The sequence below is a fragment of the Bacillus licheniformis DSM 13 = ATCC 14580 genome (assembly GCF_000011645.1).
In the GTDB taxonomy this organism is placed as follows: Bacteria; Bacillota; Bacilli; order Bacillales; family Bacillaceae; genus Bacillus; species Bacillus licheniformis.
Map to the genome: position 1 here is coordinate 272,913 of NC_006270.3, position 14,477 is coordinate 287,389.

The 14,477-nt window shown below is 45.3% G+C and carries 17 protein-coding genes and 1 other annotated feature; of the genes, 15 read left to right on the forward strand and 2 right to left on the reverse strand.

Features of this window, described 5'->3' with window-relative positions:
- Positions 1 to 361: 361 nt before the first annotated feature.
- Positions 362 to 1,273: a macrolide 2'-phosphotransferase gene (locus TRNA_RS22980; RefSeq protein ID WP_009330279.1), complete on the forward strand. Its 912-nt coding sequence runs from the start codon at positions 362 to 364 to the stop codon at positions 1,271 to 1,273.
- Between the two features lie 33 nt (positions 1,274 to 1,306).
- On the opposite strand, the gene TRNA_RS22985 is transcribed toward TRNA_RS22980, so the two are convergent.
- Entirely contained in the window at positions 1,307 to 1,726 is a 420-nt protein-coding gene (locus tag TRNA_RS22985; protein WP_003178616.1) for a MarR family winged helix-turn-helix transcriptional regulator, read from the reverse strand.
- Positions 1,727 to 2,003: 277 nt separating this feature from the next.
- Here TRNA_RS22985 and TRNA_RS22990 point away from each other — a divergent pair, with 277 nt between their 5' ends.
- From TRNA_RS22990 to TRNA_RS23035, 10 genes are all read left to right on the forward strand, one after another.
- Entirely contained in the window at positions 2,004 to 3,515 is a 1,512-nt protein-coding gene (locus TRNA_RS22990; protein WP_003178617.1) for a class I adenylate-forming enzyme family protein, read from the forward strand.
- 128 nt (positions 3,516 to 3,643) lie between these two features.
- A complete protein-coding gene (locus tag TRNA_RS22995) occupies positions 3,644 to 4,858 on the forward strand; it encodes a serpin family protein (RefSeq protein ID WP_009330277.1) in 1,215 nt (404 codons plus the stop codon).
- A gap of 110 nt (positions 4,859 to 4,968) precedes the next feature.
- Positions 4,969 to 5,796 carry a PPC domain-containing protein gene (locus TRNA_RS23000; RefSeq protein WP_003178619.1) on the forward strand — a complete coding sequence of 276 codons (828 nt, stop codon included), beginning with the start codon at positions 4,969 to 4,971 and terminating at the stop codon, positions 5,794 to 5,796.
- A 63-nt stretch (positions 5,797 to 5,859) separates the two neighbouring features.
- Positions 5,860 to 6,687, forward strand: coding sequence for a DUF4885 family protein (locus tag TRNA_RS23005; RefSeq protein WP_011201548.1), 828 nt, complete (start codon positions 5,860 to 5,862; stop codon positions 6,685 to 6,687).
- A gap of 129 nt (positions 6,688 to 6,816) precedes the next feature.
- On the forward strand, positions 6,817 to 7,569 hold the full coding sequence (locus TRNA_RS23010) for a MerR family transcriptional regulator (RefSeq protein ID WP_003178621.1): 753 nt from the start codon (positions 6,817 to 6,819) through the stop codon (positions 7,567 to 7,569).
- Positions 7,570 to 7,781: 212 nt separating this feature from the next.
- On the forward strand, positions 7,782 to 7,961 hold the full coding sequence (locus TRNA_RS23015; RefSeq protein ID WP_003178622.1) for a hypothetical protein: 180 nt from the start codon (positions 7,782 to 7,784) through the stop codon (positions 7,959 to 7,961).
- A gap of 19 nt (positions 7,962 to 7,980) precedes the next feature.
- Entirely contained in the window at positions 7,981 to 8,325 is a 345-nt protein-coding gene (locus tag TRNA_RS23020) for a PadR family transcriptional regulator (RefSeq protein WP_011197515.1), read from the forward strand.
- On the forward strand, positions 8,318 to 8,833 hold the full coding sequence (locus TRNA_RS23025) for a DUF2812 domain-containing protein (protein ID WP_003178624.1): 516 nt from the start codon (positions 8,318 to 8,320) through the stop codon (positions 8,831 to 8,833). The genes TRNA_RS23020 and TRNA_RS23025 overlap by 8 nt, the downstream gene beginning before the upstream one ends.
- A 58-nt stretch (positions 8,834 to 8,891) precedes the next feature.
- Positions 8,892 to 9,149 (forward strand) — a binding site (T-box leader).
- 100 nt (positions 9,150 to 9,249) lie between these two features.
- Positions 9,250 to 9,411, forward strand: coding sequence for a tryptophan RNA-binding attenuator protein inhibitory protein (locus TRNA_RS23030; RefSeq protein ID WP_009330275.1), 162 nt, complete (start codon positions 9,250 to 9,252; stop codon positions 9,409 to 9,411).
- Positions 9,412 to 9,430: 19 nt separating this feature from the next.
- The gene (locus tag TRNA_RS23035; protein ID WP_003178626.1) at positions 9,431 to 10,375 is read left to right on the forward strand and encodes a DMT family transporter; all 945 of its coding nucleotides are present in this window, start codon (positions 9,431 to 9,433) and stop codon (positions 10,373 to 10,375) included.
- A 51-nt stretch (positions 10,376 to 10,426) separates the two neighbouring features.
- On the opposite strand, the gene TRNA_RS23040 is transcribed toward TRNA_RS23035, so the two are convergent.
- Positions 10,427 to 10,831, reverse strand: coding sequence for an RDD family protein (locus TRNA_RS23040; protein WP_080508516.1), 405 nt, complete (start codon positions 10,829 to 10,831; stop codon positions 10,427 to 10,429).
- 201 nt (positions 10,832 to 11,032) lie between these two features.
- Between TRNA_RS23040 and TRNA_RS23045 the strand changes: the two genes are divergently transcribed.
- From TRNA_RS23045 to TRNA_RS23060, 4 genes are all read left to right on the forward strand, one after another.
- Complete coding sequence (locus TRNA_RS23045; RefSeq protein ID WP_003178628.1) at positions 11,033 to 12,100, forward strand: YecA family protein; 1,068 nt, start codon at positions 11,033 to 11,035, stop codon at positions 12,098 to 12,100.
- A 125-nt stretch (positions 12,101 to 12,225) separates the two neighbouring features.
- Positions 12,226 to 12,942 carry a lantibiotic protection ABC transporter ATP-binding protein gene (locus tag TRNA_RS23050; protein ID WP_011197516.1) on the forward strand — a complete coding sequence of 239 codons (717 nt, stop codon included), beginning with the start codon at positions 12,226 to 12,228 and terminating at the stop codon, positions 12,940 to 12,942.
- Positions 12,939 to 13,697: a lantibiotic immunity ABC transporter MutE/EpiE family permease subunit gene (locus TRNA_RS23055; RefSeq protein ID WP_003178630.1), complete on the forward strand. Its 759-nt coding sequence runs from the start codon at positions 12,939 to 12,941 to the stop codon at positions 13,695 to 13,697. The genes TRNA_RS23050 and TRNA_RS23055 overlap by 4 nt, the downstream gene beginning before the upstream one ends.
- 1 nt (position 13,698) lies before the next feature.
- A complete protein-coding gene (locus TRNA_RS23060; protein ID WP_003178631.1) occupies positions 13,699 to 14,469 on the forward strand; it encodes a lantibiotic immunity ABC transporter MutG family permease subunit in 771 nt (256 codons plus the stop codon).
- Positions 14,470 to 14,477 lie beyond the last annotated feature (8 nt).

Genomic DNA, 14,477 nt, shown 5'->3' on the forward strand with positions numbered 1-14,477 from the left:
ATTGAATTTTTCGTTGCGGGTCTTCCCAACACCTGTTAAAATAAGGCTAACTTTTAAGAACGGAGGGATTTCCCAAATGGCATACATCAGATTCCGATTGAACTTTGTCTAACTAAATCGTGAACAAAGACTCTGCCTGTGTGCAGGGTAATCGGGATTAGTCTGCCTGTTTTTAGGGAGCCCTTATGCAGTAATAGAGGGAGAGGCGCGGATTCCAGCGCCTCTTTTTGCCTTTAAAAATAGCATTTCTGAAGCTTGCCTTCAGTTTATTAGCCATATCTTTTTTCCGTTTACTTTCCAGCACAGGCAGACGACCTGCGCTTTTTTTATTCAAAACCTTCAGCAAAGGGGAAAATCGTATATGACAACTGTAAATGAGCAAATTGAACATACATTAAAACTTGCGGAAAAACACGGCCTTCGGCTGAAACGAAAGCATGCGGAAATCAACGAGTCCGGCATGGATTTTCAAGTCGTTTTTGCAGAAGATGAAGCAGGTAAGAGTTGGGTGTTGAGAAAACCGCGGCGCGACGATGTGATTGAAAGGGCAGTGTATGAAGGGAAAGTGCTGAAGCTGCTGCAAAACCGTCTTCCCGCGGCTGTGCCGGATTGGCGCATTCATACTCCCGAACTGATTGCATATCCGGAGCTTCCGGGTGTGCCTGCCGCAGTCATTGACATGGACATCAAGAATTACGTATGGAACATGGAGCATGAGCCTCCGGCTGAAGCGTTTACCAGGTCATTGGCGAAAACGCTCGCGCTATTGCACGGCATCGATCATAAGGACGCAGAAGAAGCGGGCATGCATGTGATGAATCCGGATGACGTCAGGCAGACAAAAGCAGAGCATATGGAGCGGATCAAAAGTGAGCTCGGGGTTAGCGCCGAGCTCTGGGAAAGATGGCAAAAGTGGCTGTCTGACGACTCGTATTGGCCTGAACATACGGTGTTTATCCACGGCGACTTGCACCCTCCGCATATTTTGATTGACCAGCATCAGAGCATAACTGGGCTGTTGGATTGGACAGAAGCAAAAATCGCCGACCCGGCTAAAGACTTTCTGTTATACCAGACGATTTTAGGAGAAGCCGAAACCGCACGGCTCATCTCTTATTACGAAGAAGAAGGAGGACGCGTCTGGCCGCGGATGAAAGAGCATATTAAAGAAATGCAGGCCGCCTACGGCATCGAAATCGGCATGTTTGCCCTTCAAACGAAACAAGAAGAGCACTTGAAAATGGCGCTGGACGCGCTTGGCGTCACACAATAAAAAAAGGCTGTCGATTTCGATCGACGGCCCGTTTTACATCATCACTTTTTCAATCACAGCAAAAAAAGCCTTTTTTTCTTCCTCTGACAATTTGCCGAAGAGCTTGTCGATCAAGGCCTGGCGGTTTTCCACCATTTGTGCGGCGATCCTCGTTCCTTCTTGCGACAGTTCGATCCAGACGGTGCGCCGGTCATCGTTATTTCTCGATCTGATCACAAGACCCTCTTTCTCCAAATGGTTCAGAGCTGTTGTCGTTGCTGATGGAGACAGCGCGACCTCCTGTAAAATTTCCTTTATCGTACATGTTCCGTGTCTGTAAATGATACGCAAAATAAACCCTTTGCCGCTCGTGATACTTTTCGGAATCGTTTCTTCGTCTAATTTCTTTGAAGACCGCAAATATTTCGTGAAAGCATGGTCCAATAGATTCGCTTCAATCCGATGGTGATTCATGAAGGTTTCCTCATTTCCGACATCGTGTAGTAGATCAGCAATTTCATACTGACCAAACAAACATAGGTCTATTTTATCATAAGCGAATGCTCCGCAAAAAACGATTTTGTGAATTTTAAAATGAGCGGTTTAATTCCTTTTGTTATCAGTTCATAAAGATAATAATTCTATTATGAAATAGTTTTACAATGGATATATTTTGTTTTAGAATGAATTTGTGCGTCACATAATCTCACCAGGTTTTGTGAGAAACAATGAAAATTTGGAGATGAAAATTTTGAGTACACTTCAGCAATTAATCAATCATCATATGGAAACGTCAGATGGGTTGGAAGCATTGTCCGGAGGAGATCGAACGTTTACGTTCAAAGCGTATCACCAACGGGTGAACCAGCTGGCTCATTATCTGCTGGAGGAGGGTGTTCAAAAAGGAGACCACATCGCGGTTTTATGTAAAAATAATCATCATTTTCCCGTCATTTTGCTGGCGTCTCTTAAAATCGGAGCGACAGTCGTGCCGTTAAGCTGGCAGCTGACATCGTATGAATTAAAAGGAATCTTGAACAACTGCCGGCCGAAGGTGATGTTTTATGACTTGGAATTTGCCGATATACTAACGCCGCTCCGCGAACAGCTTCAGTTCTGCCTGATGATTGAAGCGGGTGCGGGAATGAACACGACTGAACAGTTTGAGAGCTTATTTAAAAACAGGCCGCTGAAGGTGGAAGCTGAGCAGGTGACAGAGCATGATTTGGCTTTAATGCTGTTCACCTCGGGCACGACGGGAAACCCGAAAGGCTGCATGGTCAACCACGGCAGTCTGGCCGCATACTTGACAGAGGTGAACGTGAAATCGAAGCAGCTGAAAGGCACGCGCTTTTTAGCGAGCCACCCGCTCTATCATATGAGCTCGCTCAACCATGTTTTTCAGGCGGCTTTTGAAGGAATTGCCCTTTATTTCTTATGGGATCCCGAACCGTTTGAAATCCTGCAGGAGATCGAGAAGAAACGCATTCATATGATGATGGCGTTTCCTTCCGTCTACACCTACATGCTGGAGGAAATGAAAAGACATCCATTCGACCTGTCATCTGTGAAAATGCTTGTTTCCGGCGGCACCAAGGTGCCGGCGCGGCTGATTAAGGAGTACAATGACCATGGAATCATGATGGTGCAGGGGTACGGCAGCACAGAAGCATGGACGGTCAGCGTATGGCGGCCTGACATGGGCTGGGATAAAGTCACTTCAGCCGGCAAGCCGATTCCGCAAGTCAGCATAAAAATCGAAGACCCTGATACACATGAAGAGCTGCCGACGGGAGAAGTCGGAGAAGTCGTCGTCAAAAGCCCGTATGTTTTTGAAGGGTATTACCAAAATCCTTCCGCCACGCAAAAGGTGCTGAAAGACGGCTGGTTCTATATGGGGGACTCCGGCAAACTCGATGAAGACGGATTTTTATATATTACCGGCCGGTATAAAGACGTCATTGTCTACGGAGGCGACAACATTTATCCGGACCAAGTGGAAGAAATCATCGATCAAGTGCCCGGAGTAGTTGAATCTGCCGTCATCGGCGTCCCGGATGAAATGTACGGCGAGGTTCCGAGGGCGTATGTGGTGAAAAATGAAAGCGCCGGCCTCAAGAAGGAGGACATTATCGCGTATTGCAAAGAGCGCCTGTCCGACTATAAAATTCCTGAAATCGTCTTTATCGACAGCCTTCCGAAAAACAGGCTCGGCAAAATCGTCAAAAAAGATCTGCGTGAACTGGCAGTCAAAGGGCAGTGAGCGCAATGATTGACCGAAAGCTTATCCAGCATTGGATAAGCTTTTTTTGCTGATTCCTTGCATCAGCTGCCGTTTTTTGTAACGTTTTCCAGTGCTAAACCCACTACAACATTAGGAGGTGTTGACAATTGAAATCGAAATGGAGTGCAATGGTGGTTATTGCCGGTCTTTTATTGCTGGCCGGATGCGGTGCACTGAAGGAGGCTGATCCCCCGCGCGGCAGATCAGCGCAAAAAACGGAAGCCTCGTTTTCTGAAGCTGAACAGCGATTTGCGCTCGCCTTGTTTCAAGACATGATAAAAGAAGAAGGGAGCCGGAAAAACATCTTCCTCTCGCCTTACAGTATTCAGCAGGCACTTTTGATGACGGCAAACGGTGCCGCGGGAGACAGCAGAAAGGAACTGCTCAGCACTTTACATCTCAGCCAGGCGGATATGGCATCGATCAACGGGATATCAAAATCTGTTAATCGTTCTCTTGAAACGCTGCCTCACGGTGAATTTTCATCAGCTAATTCGATATGGACCAAAAGGGAGCTGAAAGAAAGCTTTCAAGACGCGATCAAAGGCCTTGGCGACGCCTATCAGCTTCAAATTGATCCTAATCGGGCAACAGAGGAAATCAACAGCTGGGTCAAAAAGAAAACGAAAGACCGCATCGATCAGATCGTTGATAAAGTCTCGTCGAATACGATTGCCTACATCATCAATGCCGTCTATTTTAAAGAAAGCTGGAAGCACCCATTTGATCCTCACATGACAGCGGAACAGCCATTTTATTCAGCGGACGGCTCCGCAAAAAAACACCCCATGATGACGCAGACAAACCGCTTTCCTTATCTGGAAAACGAACATTTTCAAGCCGTCAAGCTGCCATTTCAAGACGAAGGCCTGTCACTAGCCGTTTTTCTGCCGAAAAAAGCGGCAAATCTAGAACAGCTTCTGACTGGCATGACGCATGATCAATGGCGCGCCTTGCAAAAGGGCTGGACGATGAAACAGGTGGAGCTCAAGCTGCCGCGCTTCTCATTTCAAACAGACTACATGTTAAATGAACCGCTTAAACGCCTTGGAATGAAAAACGTGTTTAGCAGCGCGAATTTTTCAAATATGTTTACCGGGCATGGCGCCGCTCAAATTAATAAAGTCAGACATAAAACATTTATCAAAGTGGATGAAGCGGGCACTGAAGCATCCGCGGCAACGGCGGTTGAAATCATCGAATCAGCCCCCGTCCCTGAAGTGACCATGACTGCAGACCACCCGTTTTATTTTGCGATCGTTGATGAAGCATCCGGAATGATTCTCTTTTTGGGCAGTGTGGCAGAGCCGAAAGATGATTAAATCTGGGGAAATACCATTATTTTATAAAAATTCATTAAACTTCCTGTTTTATTACCGATATTAGGAAGGGAGTTCCTTTATGGTGATGAATAAACAGGAGGCAAGGACAAATGAAAAAAAGTTTGTTTCTGTTCGTGTTCAGTTTGTTTTTGATGGCGATTCCAGCATTTTCGGCTTCGGCGAATGTTTACGAAGATGAGTATGAACCCAACAATTCTTTCGCTGAGGCTTACGATGTAGGGTTGTGGAAATACAAGACGATTTCGGCGACGATTCACAGCGAAAGCGATAAAGATTATTACAAATTTTACGCGACAAAGGGAGAACAGCTTGCCATTCACCTAAAGAACATCCCGGCAAATACAGATTATGATCTATATTTATTTAAAGATGCTTACGGCTATCCCGCAGTAGGATCTTCTGAAAGAATGGGAAACCAAAATGAAATCATCCGCTTGGATGTTCCCGAGACAGGCCGATACATTGCGGTCGTCATGTCTAAAGACGGTTCATATGACGGCTGGGGATTTTACAGACTTGAATTTATCGACAGAATGAAGAGCGGTGCTTATACGGCGAATTTGTCTCCGTCATCCATCTCAAGCCCGGGACAGGGAGTCGTTTCTCCGGTTGCCGCCGTCAATCTTGCCAATGCCTCGGCCATTCCCGAAGGAGCGACTGTGAAAAGCGTTTCTGCCGAGGGAACGATATATCCAAGTCTCGGACACACCTACAGAGAAGTCCTGAACAAGGAAGAAGGCGTTTGGCACACATCGGTTTCAGGCGGCACACTGTTTCCGGATCTAAAGCCTGAACTTGCGCTTCCCGTCAAAACGACATGGAATGTGAGATACTATTCGCTCGCTTGGAGCAGTTCAACTTGGAGATCGCCGCAGCTGAAGATCAATTATCAATACGATTCAACATACGGCTGGTAAACAGATCCAAATCCCGGCCGATATAAAAAGTAATAGAATGTAATTGGCATGAAAGGAGCTCCCATGAATATTAGAGACAGGGTAAAACTTTCGCTTTATTCCGAGCAGCTGATGAAGCCGGCCGCCGCGAATGTGCCGGCAAAGACTAAAGGCTCCAAAAGGATGCCCGCCAGCCAAACAGACACTCTCTCCATCAGCAAACAGGCTGAATCAGCCCAAAAAAATGCACCGTCATTACGGTCACAAATGAACGGCGTTCAATTTGAGATCTATAATCTTTATGTGGACAGGCAGCGTTTGAACAGCCAGATCGAAGGGGCGCTGCGGGAGAGCGGAATTTCCCTTTCCGAAAGCGAACATCTGACATTGCATGTTGACGGACATAACCGGATTACAGTTGAAGGCATCGAAGACGAACAAAAAAGAACCCGTATCGAAGCTGTTTTAAACGACAGCGATAAACGGTTCGGTGCGCGTCTGTTGGGCCACGCAGAACTGATCGGTGAACAAAACGGAACGCCGCTGGATAAACAGGCTTACGAAAAATGGCATGTGAATGAGTTTTTGAAAACGGTCGCCGGGCTGTCTTTGGCTGATGTCAGTTTGGATGAAAGAGGAGAGCTTGAAGGCGGAAATGAGAAGCTCACCCGAGTGATTGAATCAGCCAAAGACCCGAAAAGCGACTTGGAGAAGAGTTTTCAAAACATTCTGAAGAAGCTGAAGAATGTCCTGGCGAAAGGGCCGGACACCATTCTGGACAGGTCGGCTTCTTTCGGCTATGCCGGCGGAACGCTTATCGATCTCAATGTATCAAAAGGATTCTCCGCGGGCCAGCTGAACGAGTGGCTGGATGATCCGTTTCTTAGAGAAGTCCTGCTGAACAATTTTTAAAAGACCTGGCAAAGTGATTTTGCCGGGTTTTTTGTTTGCATAAAAATTGCACGAAAAAAATTTCAAATTTCGCATTGACCCTCACGTTGCGGGATACTTTATAGTCAATATCGAAGGGAGGTCAGATGGATGAAAATGAAAGTAAAGGAAGTGGCCGATTTAGTCGGCATCAGTGTGCGCACACTGCATCATTATGATGAAATCGGGTTATTAGCTCCGTCGGAGACAACCGAAGCCGGATATCGGCTGTATTCAGATGACGATCTGGAAAAGCTGCAGCAAATCTTATTTTTCAGAGAGCTTGACTTCCCTTTAAAAAAGATTAAAAGCATTCTTGAGAACCCTTCATTTGACAAGAATGAGGCGCTTCAGCTCCACCGCAAAGCGCTGCTGGAGAAAAGGAGCCGGCTTGACCAAATGATTGCGACAATCGATAAAACGATCCAATTTGCGAAAGGAGAAATCAACATGACAAACGAGGAAAAATTCGCGGGTTTTGATTTCAGTCAAAACCCGTATGAGGAAGAAGCGCGGGAACGCTGGGGAGATGAAGCCGTCGACAGATCGAAGGCCTATATCGAATCGATGTCCGAAGGTGAACGAAAAAAAATGGAACAGCAATATGACGCCATTTACAGAAAAATCGCCGCTCTCAGAGAAGGCGCCCCCGACTCAGAGGAAGCACAGGCGGCTATAAAGGAATGGTACGACTTTCTGAACAATAACACCGGCCACAGCTATTCGCTGGAAGCTTTCAAAGGTCTAGGACAAATGTATGTGGCTGACAAGCGCTTTACGAAAAACATCGATCAATACGGCGCCGGCTTGGCGAAGTTCATGTGCGACGCCATGACGGTGTTTGCTGACAGAAATCAGGAATAATCGCTGGAAACCGCCTGATAAGGTTGTGAAATGACCTTTTAGGCGGTTTTTTTAGATTTTAATGTGAGATATTCCTTTTGGGCAATAGCCTGTGCTGACTTATTTGATTTGCAGGCTGATTGCTGTGTTTGATTTGTGTCGAATCGTCTAATATGCTATTATATCGTTAGTCGATATATCGTAAGACGATACAAAATGAGGAGGCAAATGATTTGAATACATACCTTACCGGGATTTTATTTGTTTTGAGCGGAATTCTTTTATTAAATCTAGCGGTTTTATCAGGGATAAACGGTGTATTGTGGGGGCTGGTTCTTGGGGGCAGCATCATTTTCAATCTAATAGGTGTTGTACTGCTCATGAGATATATAAATGAAAAAAGCCATACTTAATAATGAGGTGCGAAAAGTGATGAAAAAAACGGCGGAAAACTATCTACCGCTTACGCAGGCTACATATTACATATTATTGTCATTAACTCAACCATTACACGGCTACGGCATTATGCAAAGGGTTGAGAGCATGAGCGAGGGAGAGGTCAAACTAGGGCCTGGCACTCTTTATGGTGCATTAAGCAAACTCGAAAAGCAGGGGTTGATTAAAAAGGAAGGCGAAACCGGCGATAATCGGAGAAAGCAGTATATTTTAACGAATGAAGGATGGGCGGTTGTTGAACTCGAATTTAAACGTCTGTCTAAATTGGTGGCGATCAGTCAATCTATTTTTCAAAAAGAGGGAGATACAAGCAATGAGTAAAAAAAGAAAGCGTAAATTCCGTTTTTTTCTTGCCTGGCAAGACCGGAAGGAAGAGGACTGGCTGAATGAAATGGCCAAACAAGGGTGGATGTTAAAGTCATTCTTTTTATTTATCTATACATTTGAAAAGACAAAACCAAGCAATACAGTATATCGGCTCGACTATAAGACAACATCAAACCTTGATCAAGAAGAATATATTCATATTTACGAAGATGCAGGCTGGAAGCATGTGACACAGTTTTTAAATTGGCATTACTTTGCGGCTGATCCGAGTCAAGTTCAAACAAATGTGATTTATACAGACCGTGAATCTGAAGCGGAAAAATATAATGGCTTACTAAAAGTGTTATATGCTGCACTTGCCAGTGTATTTCTCAGCTCGGGACTTCCGATTCTTATCATAGGCATCCCGGGATATTTTTATTGGATAGCAGCATTCAATCTCTTTGTTTTGTGCCTGTTGATCGTGTGTATATTAAAGGTTCGTAGAAAAACAAGAATTTGACGCTGTTTGACACCCGCTAATTTTCAGAGTAATATATTTTTTACAAATCATGTACGGCTAAACGATATTGAAGAAGAGCAAGTACGTGTCAGAGCATGGGCTTAAGAGAGTCGGTGGCTGGTGTGAACCGATGCCCTCCTGATGCCGAATGGGCTTCTGAATCGCTTCGCTGAAACGGGCAGTAGGCGGAGCCGGGATGTTCTCTCCGTTATCAAGAGAAGCGTATCGAAAGGGCTGACTGTCCCCTTTCCGTATGTTCCGAGCGAATCGTTTATGCGATTAATAAAGGTGGTACCGCGAGACCCTCGTCCTTTTGTGACGGGGGTTTTTTGCATTTTTAAGGAGGTGGTGGCCATGGAGGAAGGCTGGCCGGAGTGGCCGCATAATACTAAACGGAAACGGAGGTGTGATCGTAAATGGTGATTGCAACGGACGATTTGGAAACGACATGTCCAAATTGCAATGGAAGCGGAAGAGAAGAGCCGGAGCCTTGTCCAAAATGTTCGGGAAAAGGCGTGATTTTGACGGCGCAGGGCAGCACATTGCTCCATTTTATAAAAAAACATCTCAACGAATAAAAAGGACGGGTGTTTAGAGTTGAGTCGAGCAGAGAAGAGTACAGCTGAGCAGAGCGGCCATATTCAACACGGTGTTCGAAAAGCGGCCGGGGTCGTTTTTATGGTCTTTGGGACGATGTGTTTTGCTTCAAAATCCATTTTTGTCAAATGGGCTTATGAACAAGGTGCACAGCCGGAAGCGGTGCTGTTGTACCGGCAATTATTTGCGGCGCCGCTGTTTTGGCTGATTTTTATTGTGTATCGCTCAAAGCTTCCGGCTAAGCCTGAAAAAGCGGAGATTTTTAAAGCTTGTGCGGCCGGATTGCTTTGTTTTTTTCTATCGCCATTGCTTGATTTTATCGGCCTTCACGGTGTTTCTGCAACCGTTGAACGGATGATTGTGATGAGCTACCCCATGTTCGTATTGATCATAACCGCCTTTGTAAATAAAAAAATGGTCTCGGGTAAAACGTTTGCTGCCATCTTGCTTGTGAATGCCGGGCTGTTTTTGGCTGTCGGCGGATGGGATGTGCAAGCATTGGAAGCGAACCTGTCAGGGGCTTTTTTGATCCTATTGTCCGCTGTCGCTTATGCGGCCTATCTTGTTGTGGCGGGAGGACTTGTCCGTCAAATCGGAGGGATTCGAATGAATGCCTATGGAATGTCGGCAGCAAGTCTTGCGATGGCCGGTTATGCGCTGCTTCGCTCGCTGAGAGAACAACCGGGAATCGTGCTTTCTTATCCTCCCGCAATGTATGGTTTTTTTATGATCATTGCGGCGGTGACGACGGTCATTCCTTTTTTATTCATGCTGGAAGGCATGAAGCGGATAGGAGCGGAACGAGGGGCCGTCATTTCCATGATCGGCCCCGTCCTCACCATCTTCGGAGGTGTTTTGTTTTTAAACGAACGTTTAACTCCCGTTCAGTGGCTGGGGTGCTTGCTAGTGCACCTGACGGTTAGTCTGCTGGAATACCGGAAATAGAGAAAGGGATTCATATCCCTTTTTATTTCTGTTTAAATGAATAAAGGTGGTTTACTCAGTGTCGGACGTTTTCATGACATATGTTCTAGCCGCGAAATCGTGGACCGCTTGTTTCGTTCCTGAAAAAACGACGGTTAAATACAGCAGACCGAAAAAGATATGCACCCATGAGACGATGTAGCGCACGAAAGCCTGCCAAAGCTTAATCCGTCGGCCCGTATCATCAGAAACGATACGAATTCTAAAAATTGCTTTTCCAATCGTGCCCTGGAGCTTTGTCAGCGGCATCAGAAGCGGATACAAAACGTATACCAGCAGGGCGGCTGCAGCAACTTCATGAGATCCGTCGCCGAATATCCATGCGGATGAAAAGTGTAACCCGACCGCCAATACGCAATCGATCAACCATGCACCCGCTCTAACCCAAAAACGAGCGTATTGCAATATGTATAACATCCTCTCTATTATAAATGAATGATAAAAACACAACATTAACCATTTTATAGTCTTTTTTTCTATTTTTAAATAAACCTTTTGGCCTCTTTTATAAAATTTTACTTTTCAGCTAAATCATACTGATTTTCATTATCGGATTTCCCCCTCCTGAAAGTTTTGATAAAATAAATAAGTTGTAGTATAAGATACGGAGGTTTAAACGTGGGAAAAGTAAAAAGAAATATGCCTTGCCCCTGCGGCAGCGGGCTGAAATATAAAAAATGCTGCGGCAAAGCAGAGGGAGCGTTTCCGGCTGTCGCGGTGCAAGAATTGAAACAAATCCAGAAAGACGTCATGGAATTCGCTTTTACGGAACATAAAGACACAATCGATCAATTTCTCAATCAGTATTCTTTTCTGTCAGACCTGGATCAGTCTGCGCAAAAGATATGTGTTTTTAACCTGGGCGTGTGGGGAGTATTTGCCCGCCCGCTGGCAGATGGAGGATTGACGATTTTTGAAGACTTTTTACAGAAAAAAGGATCTTCGATTCTCAGATCGCAGACAAAGGAAGCCGTTCAATCGTGGAAAGACCTCTCCCCTGCGTTGCTGCGTGTGAAACATATAACAGATGGCGGCATTCGCTTTGAGGATGCTGTAACGAATGAAGAGCTGACCGTGAGGATGAATGTGAAACGGGAAGGGCCTTTTGTAGGCGAGTACGTGCTCGGCTTTCCGATCAAGATCGGAAGCCATACCGAGTTCTTCTTGCAATTCACCATCTATCCTGCAAAAATGGCGGATGCTCTCAAAGACAGGCTAAGCGAGGCTTTGAACCGTTTTACAGAAGAAGGCGGGACGAAAGAGCAGCTGATGAGAGAGGATTTCCATCATGTGTTAATGCATCTTTGCCGGCAGGAAGAGAGTACACCGTCTGAACAAGTGTCCGAAGACATCGAATGGGCCAATGAGATGGAAAAAGAAACAGCGCTCGTTTTTGAGAAAGGTATGCTTGACGAAGGACATTCTGAACCATTTGTGTCCTGGGCGGTCGGCCTTTGGAAATCGTATTGTGCCAAAAAAGCACCGGTCATCAAAAAAACAGAAGCCTTTGCAGCTGCTTTGGAGTATTTTATCAATACGATCTCCAAATCGGAAAAATCGATATCCCAAGCAAAGCTTGCAAAAAAATACGGCGTCAGCGCTTCGACCGTATCGAATCGTTTTAAAGATATTGAAGCCGTCCTGCAGGATGAACTTGACCATCATCTTGAGCTTATGCCATCTTAAAAAAGCTCACACAACTGCTAAACCTTCCGGGGAACCGGAAGGTTTTTTGCGTTTGATTCTGATTAAATCTTGAGAAAGATATTTTAAGATATCGGTACGATCAGATCAAACAAGGAGAGATTATGATGAGTACAATTCTACTGGAAACAAGGCATCTTCAAAAAAAGTTCGGAAGATCGCAAGCGGTCTCAGACGTCTCATTGTCAGTTGAAAAGAACAGTATTTACGGATTGCTTGGACCGAATGGAGCAGGAAAATCAACGACTTTAAAACTTTTAACCGGAATCTTAAACCCAACTGCCGGGGATATTTTGTTTGAGGGGCGGCAATGGAAAAGGTCCGTATTAAAAGACATCGGTTCTTTAATAGAATCCCCGCCTCTGTATGATAATTTAACAGCCTACGAGAATGCCAAGGTGCATGCCGCATTATTGGGCCTTCCAGATGCGAGAATAACAGAGGTGCTTAAAACTGTTGATATGCATCATACCGGAAAGAAAAAGGCGGGGCAGTTTTCTATGGGGATGAGGCAGAGGCTGGGGATCGCCATCGCTCTTTTAAATCGCCCTAAACTACTCATACTTGATGAGCCTACTAACGGTCTTGATCCGATCGGTATACAAGAGTTGAGGGAACTCATCAGGTCATTTCCCGAACAGGGGATGACGGTCATTTTATCAAGCCACATTTTATCGGAAGTCGAGCAGATCGCAGACCATATCGGGATTATCAGCGGAGGGTATCTCGGATATCAGGGGAAAATCAATAAGGGAGACGATCTTGAGCGGCTTTTTATGGATGTTGTCAAATCAACGCGGGAGAAAGAGGGCGGAGAAAAGTGATCGGATATTATGTAAAAGCGGAAAACCTGAAGTTTAAAAGAACATTTTCGAGAAAAATGATCTTCATTGTGCCTTTGATTAATATTTGCTTCGCCTTTTTAATGAATCCGGGATTTTTTGTAGCAGGTACGTATAATTGGTGGTCTGTCATCTTAATGCCGGTCATGATCGCCTTGCTTTGTGCACAATCACACCAGAAAGAAAAGAAAGCGTCGAATTATAACGGCATTTTTTCTTCTCCTGTAGATTTGCATCAGATTTGGTATGCAAAAATAAGCGTCATTGCGCTCTATTCTTTAGCATCTCAAGCTGTTTTTTTAGGATTCATGGTTGGGATGCAGTTTGTCATTCCTCAATTTTCGAGCATTCATTTGACAGTCATTGCCGCGAATCTGCTGCTTTGGCTCACGACACTATGGGAGATCCCCGTCTGTTTATGGATAGCGCGAAAGTACGGGTTTATATCTGCCGTTTTGTTCAATATGCTGGGCACTATCATATTGGGCATCATGTCGGCATCAAGCCCTTTTTGGTGGCTGAATCCTTGGAGCTGGCCGATCAGGGTCATGTGCCCGACAATTGGCATCCATCCAAACGGTGTGCCTCTTGAGAATGGCGATCCTTTAACGAGCTGGGCAGTCGTTCCTCCGGCTGTTGTTCTATCTGTTCTGTTATTTGCTATTTTGGCGCGTCTGACTAGGCGGTCTTTTTCTCCTGCCGTTGATCGCAAATCGATAAAACGGGAGGCGGTTTAATTTGTTGTTATTTTTCAGATGCCTGGCGGCTGATTTTCAAAAAACAAAGCGTACGTCTTTTATTTGGCTTCACTTGAGTGTTCCGGTTATCTGTGCGGGTGTTTTTCTGCTTTATTTCTATAACAGACAGCCCGATCCATATCAATTATATCGCACGTATTTTGAAGCCATTGCGATTGCATTGCCGCTTCTGATTGGAATTGTGTGCGGAATGACGGCTTCCTTAGAGGAGCAGGCAGGCCGTTTTCAAGTGCTGTTGGGCGGCACGGCTCCCAAATTAACGGCTTATTTAAGCAAAGTCACGCTGCTTCTGATCATGAACATTTTTGCGGTATTCTTGGCTATTGGACTCTACTTATTGGGGCTCAGAGCTCTTTTTCATGTGCCGAACCTGCCAAGCTCCCTTTTTTTAGAGGCTGGGGCATGGCTGGCAGCCGGAAGTGTCACACTTTATTTCATATACTTTTTGATCAGCTGTACATTCGGAATGGGGGCTTCGATTTTAGCAGGCGGGGCAGGCCTTTTGATGACAGCGCTGATGAACACGGGATTGGGCGATGTCATTTGGAAATATAATCCCTGGGCATGGGGAATCAGGCTGACAGGGTATAAGGGGATTGACCGATTTGTCCAAATTGATCCGTCTCTCCGCTCTGTTCTAGATGGGGAAATCAAGCAGGGGGCTTTCATCATGGTGTTTGCTATAATAGCTGTATTCGCTCTAAGCATCATTTGGTTTATCCGCTGGGAAGGAAGAAAAGCTTTTGAATAATGAAAAAA